Annotated in this window: 8 protein-coding genes; 7 read left to right on the forward strand and 1 reads right to left on the reverse strand. The window is 40.0% G+C overall.

Annotated elements, in window-relative coordinates:
* Window positions 1–198: 198 nt before the first annotated feature.
* The 7 genes from MXE38_RS06170 (at window position 199) to MXE38_RS06200 (ending at window position 6,363) form a co-directional block, all read left to right on the forward strand.
* A complete protein-coding gene (locus MXE38_RS06170) occupies window positions 199–927 on the forward strand; it encodes a hypothetical protein (protein WP_246913223.1) in 729 nt (242 codons plus the stop codon).
* 246 nt (window positions 928–1,173) lie between these two features.
* Window positions 1,174–2,259: a quinolinate synthase gene (gene nadA / locus MXE38_RS06175; RefSeq protein WP_246913226.1), complete on the forward strand. Its 1,086-nt coding sequence runs from the start codon at window positions 1,174–1,176 to the stop codon at window positions 2,257–2,259.
* Window positions 2,260–2,566: 307 nt separating this feature from the next.
* Entirely contained in the window at window positions 2,567–2,785 is a 219-nt protein-coding gene (locus tag MXE38_RS06180; protein ID WP_246913228.1) for a helix-turn-helix transcriptional regulator, read from the forward strand.
* A gap of 650 nt (window positions 2,786–3,435) precedes the next feature.
* Window positions 3,436–4,131, forward strand: a complete 696-nt coding sequence (locus MXE38_RS06185) for a hypothetical protein (RefSeq protein ID WP_246913231.1) — start codon at window positions 3,436–3,438, stop codon at window positions 4,129–4,131.
* 336 nt (window positions 4,132–4,467) lie between these two features.
* A complete protein-coding gene (locus MXE38_RS06190; protein WP_246913233.1) occupies window positions 4,468–4,701 on the forward strand; it encodes a hypothetical protein in 234 nt (77 codons plus the stop codon).
* A gap of 474 nt (window positions 4,702–5,175) precedes the next feature.
* A complete protein-coding gene (locus MXE38_RS06195) occupies window positions 5,176–5,625 on the forward strand; it encodes a transcriptional repressor (RefSeq protein WP_246913235.1) in 450 nt (149 codons plus the stop codon).
* Between the two features lie 246 nt (window positions 5,626–5,871).
* Window positions 5,872–6,363, forward strand: a complete 492-nt coding sequence (locus tag MXE38_RS06200) for a metal-dependent transcriptional regulator (protein ID WP_246913237.1) — start codon at window positions 5,872–5,874, stop codon at window positions 6,361–6,363.
* Between the two features lie 146 nt (window positions 6,364–6,509).
* Here MXE38_RS06200 and MXE38_RS06205 read toward each other — a convergent pair whose 3' ends face one another.
* The gene (locus MXE38_RS06205) at window positions 6,510–7,367 is read right to left on the reverse strand and encodes a hypothetical protein (RefSeq protein WP_246913239.1); all 858 of its coding nucleotides are present in this window, start codon (window positions 7,365–7,367) and stop codon (window positions 6,510–6,512) included.
* Window positions 7,368–7,983 lie beyond the last annotated feature (616 nt).

A 7,983-nucleotide genomic window follows, 5' to 3' on the forward strand; every position in this document is an offset into this window, starting at 1 on the left:
ATCCTGGCCATGGGGAGCTTAGCTCCCTTGCCAAGGTTATTGGGCTACCCCCTCAGGCACGGCCCACAATCACAGCCTGTGGGTCTGCTCAAGTAGGCTGTGCCTGTGCCTGTGGGAGGCTGTGTCTTAGGTAGTTATTCTTATTGGGCAGCTTAAGTGGTGCTTTAGAGCTGTTAATTTTGGGAGTTATTTTTTGTTATGCAATATTTATTGAAGGTCACTATTTTAGGTGTTAAGCATCATGTGTTTAGAGTGGTCTCAGTTGACGGTGCAGCAGATATTGAGCATGTGCTCAATTTGTGTGATCTTTCATTTGACTATGCTGGCTATAACACTAAAGAACTCTATTTTGCCAAAGACTATGATAGCTTTACTAAGATGGCTTTAGATTATCAGCCTTATGATGAAAATCGCTACGGCCCAAGTGGTAAAGAGTTTGACTCGTTTTGGCATCAGCAGGTGGAGCTTAGCAAGTTAAATACTTTTGCTCTCAAGCTTTGCGATAATAAGAGTGACTTTATTAAGCCTTTTGATGAATTAATTGAAGGTAAAATCGCTCTTTACCAAGAGCATATTGCTCCACGTATTACTGATTTACAAAAGCACTTTAAGTTTATTTATGTCCTAAATGGTGTACAGCATTTAGTTGAAGTTATGACTAGCTCTGAAAAGTTAAAGTGCTTTTTACCAGCTGCTTTAATGGGCGAGGGCTTAATTGAGGATAGCGATGAGACTAAGCCTTTATCTTTAACTATGCTCAATGAATTTTTAAGTGCCCATGAAAATGATGAAAATTTTGATGATGGCTTAAATTTAAAAGATTGTACCGCCCGCTTAAGAGCTTTAGGCGCACAACGTAATAGTGATAATATTAACAACGCTATAGTCAAAGCAGGCGCAAAGCCATTAAACTTTGTAGCCGATTAATTACAACTTATCTTTGCAACTAAAAGTTTTTGGTTAAAGATAGGTTTGCTTGGCAATTACATGGCATAAGCCATGGCCGATACCATGGCTTATGCCTTGCCAAGCTTAGAAAAGAGCAAAGTTACCTTTGCTTGTAATCTCTTAGTAAAGGAGCATGTCTTAAGATGTGCCTTTGCTAAGCATTATGCTTAATGCCTGAATGATGAATAATGGCATTAGGCCCATATTTTAGGAGTTAGGATCATTATGGCTTTAATTACGCTCAAAGATATCGTTATGCCTCAGGAGTTTGAACTTCCTGCTAAGTTATCTGCCCAAGAGCTAGAAAAAGATAGTAGCTTGTTCGAGCAAGCTAAAGAAGCCATCAAAAAGCATAAGGCTTTATTAATTGCTCACTATTACACTACCCCAATTATTCAGCGCTTAGCTGAGGAAACAGGTGGCTTTATTGGTGACTCTTTAGAAATGGCTCGTGTAGGCAAAGAGAGTCCTTTAAACACTGTAGTAGTAGCTGGTGTGCGCTTCATGGGTGAGACTGCAAAGATCTTATCTCCAGAAAAGACTATTTTAATGCCTGACATGGGTGCTGAGTGTTCTTTAGATTTATGTTGTAAGGGCTCAGAACTTAAGCGCATTAAAGAGGCTCATCCTAATGCAACTGTAGTGGCCTATGCTAATACCTCAGCAGAGGTTAAGGCTATGTCTGATTGGATTGTAACCTCATCCTTAGCTGTAGAGTTAGCTGATTACTTAAAGGGTCGTGGCGAGGAAATCTTATGGGTGCCAGATCGTCATTTAGGTGGTTATATTGCTAATAACGCTAAGACTCAAGTTATTACTTGGCCTGGTCGTTGTATTGTGCACGACTCTTTTGAGGCTAAAGAAATTGCTAAGTTAAAAGAGCAAAACCCACAAGCTAAGCTCTTAGTACACCCAGAGTCTCCTGCTGAGGTAGTAGCTCTTGCTGATAAGGTAGGCTCAACCTCTCAATTATTAGCCTTTACCAAGACTGATGATGCCCAAACTTATTTAGTTGCTACTGAAAGAGGCATTTTCTATAAGATGCAACAGGCTTGCCCTAATAAGACCTTTATCGAGGCTCCTGTTGGCCCTCGTCCAGGTGTTTCTTCTTTAGATGGTGCTAAGTGCCCATGGATGGCTTTAAACACTTTAGAGAAGATTATTGAGTCTTTAGAGGGTGACGAGCAAGTTAAAGCTAAGCACAGCATCGAAGTTGATGAGAGTGTACGTGTTGATGCTATGAAGCCTCTTGATCGCATGTTGAAATTTGCCGCTGCCATCAAGTCAGGTAACGTACCTAACGATCTTTAGTAGCTAATTTTCTTTATTCTTTAAAGAAGGGCCAGCAAGACTAACCATCTTCCTGGCCTTTTTACTTTGAAAGCCCATTACCATGCTTGTTTGGCTAGTCTTGTTTTCTTAGCTTTAGGGCTTGCATTGGTGGGCATAGCCCTTAAACACCAAGTGTCTTGGCCTTGGTACATATCATGAAAGTAGGGATATACAGGTCATATAGGTATGAGATTTTATTAGGCAATCTCAGTATTGAGTAGTAAGCCGTATTTGCATATAATTTCTATATTGTGTAATAAATTTATTTAGTGAAGGGGTGCTGGATATGCAGGTATGCTACAACAAGCTATGGAAACTTTTAATCGACAAAAACATGAAAAAGAAAGAGTTAGCCGAAGCTGCTGGTATCAGTAATTCTTTAATTGCTAAGTTAGGCAAGAATGAAAATGTGACTGTGGAGGTTCTCGTGAGAATATGTTCTGCACTTGACTGCAGAATTGAAGACATTCTGGAGTTAGTTCCAGAAGATAAAAAGTCTATCTAGGGAAATTTGTCATGCAAATCATTGGGATACAAAGTCTGCATTTCTGATGTAATCTTATCTTTCGAGCTTTTTTGTATTTGCGTTGGGGTATTGTGTGGTGTCCTAAGTTGCGAGAGCTTAAGTTGAGAGATAGGGGGCTAACCTTGGATAGTAAAAAGGCCTAAAGCTATATTAGCTTTAGGCCTTAGCGTTTTTATGTTTGAAAGATTAAAGATTAAAAAGGCACATTTAATTAACTCAAACTTCTCCCGCACTTTTAAGCAAAAATACGGAGTTCTGCCTAGCAAGCTCCATGAGCAAGCCATGCAGTCTCAGCTCCTCACTACCAATAATCAAACATGGCCTTGTAGAGGGTAGATCTATAGTTGGTCGCAAGAGTAAGTTTGCCGCCCTATAGGTGAAAATAGCGTTTGGACATGCAAGAGTAAAAGCTAATGTTCTGTATCAAGCCTCTGCACGCTGCAGCACGTAGCTAAGCAGTGTACGAGGCGCAGGGCGGCGTGCGTGGCGCAGCACGGCGCAGAGCGGCGTGCGGGCTGTGGCGGGGGCTAAATGAAACTTTCTTTTAGTCAGGTGTGAGAGGCTAGCTTTATGCTAAGCTTAGGATGATAGGCTAATGGTAATTAGTACGAGAATAGCAAGGAGTTAAAATGCACGGAAAGATCTCTACCTACGACAATAAGAAAGGCGAAGGTCGTGTACAGGCTGATGACGGTCATATTTATTGGTTTAATAATGACTGTATTGCCCGTCAAGAAGATTGTGACTACCTGATGATGGATGTAGAGGTAGAGTTTGAAGTTGGTCTTAAGCAAGTAAAAGATCGTAAGACTAACCAAATGGTGGAAAAGCAAGCTGCTTTAGAGCTAACCGTTTTAAATCCTCAAAGCCTAGATGAGCACAATATTTTTTATAGTGAGCCATCCTCTTTCTTATATGAAAAGGAGGATTTAGTAGAGGGCTTTGATGTTTTAGATCGTGGTTTATACTCTTTATCACGCTCAGATCGTACTGAGGAAAAAGCTCGCTACCGTTTAACTCGTGATTGCCTGGAGTATGGAGCTAACTCACTAGTTTCTTATAAGGTAGATGTTAAGTTAAAAAATGCCTTTGGTAATGGTTATAACATTTACACCGTAAGTGGTGTGCCTGTAATTTTAGGTAGACGTGATAATAATGGTGATTTGCGTAGTAGCGATTTAAAGAACCGTTTAGATCAAACTAAGATTAAAAAGGCTCATGAAATCTTAGTTAATACTCGTATTGGCAAAATGGTGATTAAGGGTTTAGCCGCATTTATGCTCATTATTTTTGCCTTAGGATTTTTCTTAACTGGAGGCATTTAACCCTATGTAGAGGGCCAGTAGGGGGACAATGGCACCTGGCACCTGGTTAGCTTTCTTTTAGTGCTCTATAGGGGCTATATGGGCTCATGGCGCATATAGGGCTAATGTGTTGTGGCCATGAGGCCAATAGGCCCAATAGGCCCAATGGGCCGTTAGGCTCATTGGGTCTATTGGGCTGTGGGGAGTGAGGTGGGCTTTTGTGAGGGGAAACAGCTCATCTAAGTTGTGGTGCTTGTGTTAGGGGATTGATAAAAAGGCATTGCAAAATTGCCCTGTTGTCTTTATTATATTAGCATATGCTAACTTAGATAATACAAGGCTAACTTGGGTATTATTATGGATAATTTAATAATTGGGTTAATTATTGCTGTCATTGCGCTTCCTTTCTATTTTGGTCTTAAGAAGATTGCAGCTATGTTTGGAAGTAAAAATTCCTGTGGTTGCGGCAAGTCAGACTGTGGTTGTGGAGGCTCTGCAAAGGGCGTAAATAAGGTAAGTTCAAGCCATAATAGTGACCAAAGCTGTAATTGTCAGGTTGATAAAAGTGGACGTGGCTCATTAAAGCCATAAAAATTTTCTCAATTTATGTACTTGATTGATTTAGTTAGCTTTTGCTACCTTTTTAGGCTCAATATGTGAGCTTGTCGGCAAGCTTGCTAAAAATAGCAGAGAAAATCCAAAGATTTATCCTATGTGCTAGTCTTTTATGACAAGTTGCGATATGCTTTATCATATTTGCTAAGGTACTATGCAGTTTTTTAGTTGTAGCGAACTACTATAGCTCACAGCATTAAAAAAGCGTTAAGTGCTTTAGACCATACAGGGGTTGCCAAACTTATTTTCAAGCACTGATTGTTAGTTTTTAAATGATATTTATCAATTAACTTAAATAATATGTGCTAGCCTTTATGAAAGGTATTAATCGACTTCTATTTTTTGGTAAGATAGGAGTTGTCTTTAATGGCAAAGTTTGAGTTTATGAAATAGCTCCTGTTAGTTGCTAATTGCTGTTAACAGCATGCTTAGGACAAGTTGAGGATAGCCATGCAAAACCAAGATTCGGTATACAGTCAGATCGGAGACCTTACCGAAGAAACTGTACAAAAGCTTGAGCAAAGCGGCTTGCGCATGACAGTGCAAAGACGCCACATCATTGATATCTTAACCAAGAGTCAATGTACCTCCCCTAAAGAGCTCTGGTACGAAGCTAGACAATATGTACCTGATTTAGGTATTGCTACTGTTTACCGTCTCATTAATCGTTTAGAGCAGATCGGTGTGTTAGCTAAAACTCGTAATTTAGGTATTAATCGTGTAATGCCTCAATTAGGAGTAATCACTGATGTTAATGGCCAGGTAGTACGTCCACGTAATAATGTCCAATTATCAGAGTTAATTCGTCTAGGACTTATTTCTCACGGTGTAATTGGTAACAATAACAAGATTGAAATTTCACTAGTAGGCGAAAGCATTAATATTGTAATTACCTCATAGTAATTAAAGACTGCATTCTAGTGTCAGAAATTAAGGGCTTTTAGATAAGCCCTTAGTTTTTTGTAGCTACTAAGAGTGCTTTCTTTTATCGCTTTTTGTGCTTGTAAAAGCTTTGTTTATTAGCTTAAATAAATAAATAAACTGCCATAGGAACTATGTTCCACTTACCCTTTAGGAAAAACCAATATAGGAGAGAAGCGTTTGACTTGGTCTTAGAGACTTAAGTTAGTGCTTGTAAATTTTGCGATGACCAACGGCGTTAAGATTGATTTAGAAAAACCAACACCATTGACTGTATTAAATGCTGTACCTGAGGTTCCAAATAAGGGTTCTAAAGAGCATGGTATTGCAGAGTCTGGAGAAACTTATTTGGAGGCCATTTTATTAATCAAGGAGCGCACTCAAAGTGGCTTAGTGCGAGCTGTTGATATTGCTAACGAATTAGGCTTCTCTAAACCAAGTGTTTCTCGTGCTTTAAGTCAGTTAAAAGAAAAGGGCCTTATCAATATCGAAATGTCAGGAGCCATTATTTTTACTCCTGAGGGCTTAAGCTACGCTAAAAAAGTTTTCCAGCGTCATCGCATTTTAACTTACTTCTTACGTTATGTGCTTGAGGTTCCAGCATCCCAGGCCGAGCAGGATGCCTGCCGTATTGAGCATGTCATTTCAGATCTTACTTTAGATCATATGATTGCCTACTTAGATAAGCAAAAGATGCTTCCTGAGGATTTACTTTAGTTAATACACGCACGGTTTAGCCGTGCGTTGTTGTTTTAGGCAGGCTACAAAATCTAGCTGCCTAAGAGCATTTAGCCAACCTAAGAACAGTGCTTGAGCACAGATGCCTGTTTCGTGCGCTTAGAGCTTAAGTAAGACTAGCAAGTTTAGCGCAGCATAGAGTGGTGGAAGGACATGCCAGGCTTGTCACGGCGTGGGCGTTTAATATAGTCAGTTTCAGCATCGACATCAGCATAGCTGTTGCCATACTCATCATCAGTATCAGTCTCATGCTCATTTTCTCCTAAAGGGCCCTTTTTAAAGAAGCGGGAGAGGATGTTGTATTTCTCTCCATTTTCAAAGATCTTTAAGAAGCGCTCTATCATGACAAATGACAATACTTGGGCCTGCTGTGCGGCCGCCAAATCATCGGCGTTATTAGCTGCACTAGCATGAGTGTTGTTCATTAATAAAGAGTTATTACGATTGCGAGTACGTAACTCAATCATCTCATAAAGCTTTTGCAACATACCAAGTGAAATCATTACCGAAGGCTGGAGAGCCGAGGCTTGGGTAGTGCTAATAGTTTTAGACATATTAAGCACTTGCTGCATCAGAACATTTTGCTGGTTTAACAGCTTAAAGTCCTGCAAATTGCTTGTGGAGCTCAAATTACCAGTAGCATTAAAGGATGCAGTAGCTACATTAGCCTTAGCTGCACCAGTAGCGCTATTGCTCTGGCTAAGGTTGCTACCTGAGATTGAAGATGAGCCTGAGCTTAAGTTTGAGGAGTTTTGGCTGAGGCCTGGGCCTAGATTAGTGCCCTGATTAGAGCCTGGCTTATCTTGAGGGACTGTTTGGCCATAGCTAGGAATAGTGGTTGGTTTATGAGCATTCATGCCTTGCTCCATAGCCAAGGCACGATTAAAAGCTTGTTGATCGCCTTTATGTGCGCTTTGAGACAAGCTTTGATCTAATTGTTTGAGCAATTCTAAAGCGTGAGAGGAGTTAGACACTAAAGGCATGTTGATACCTCCAAGGCAAAAATTGCATGCTAATTTTAGTACTCAATAAACAATCACTAAAAACCAGTATTTTAGCTAAGATACAGCTAAAATAGCGCAAATTTTGTACCAACTTGCAGCCTTTAAATAAGATTACTCTGATCTCCCCTGACCTCTAAGCAAACAAGCGCACTAGTACTGAATTTCAAAAGTTCATCACTCCATTAAATGCTAATTAAAGCTAGTAAATTCGAGGTTTTGCTGCTTTAAAACAGAGGGCAAAACTTTTGAAAGCTAGTACTAGCCCGCTTGCTCTCTCACTTGCTAACTTGCACGCATGTAGGTGCGCTCGCTCGTTCGTGAGCTTACTTGCATGTGCGGGCACTTGTAAGCTTGCGTGCAGGTCGCCTTGTGTGCGGCGCTATTGCCTTTGCTAGTTTTTGCTTGCTCCTACTCTTATTAACAGTCTCTATCTAGCTGGAGCAAGGTGTTAGCTGCTTTACTTTACTTTGATCTAGTAAAATATAATCATATAAACAATTAAGCAAGTTTTAGTTGAAATCAAAAGGAGTTAGCAATGGCTAACAATAGTAAAATTACATCGACAGATATCGAACTGTTGTATGACCTTTTAAAG

Origin of the sequence: Anaerobiospirillum sp. NML120448, assembly GCF_023050945.1 — a bacterium.
GTDB lineage: Bacteria > Pseudomonadota > Gammaproteobacteria > Enterobacterales > Succinivibrionaceae > Anaerobiospirillum.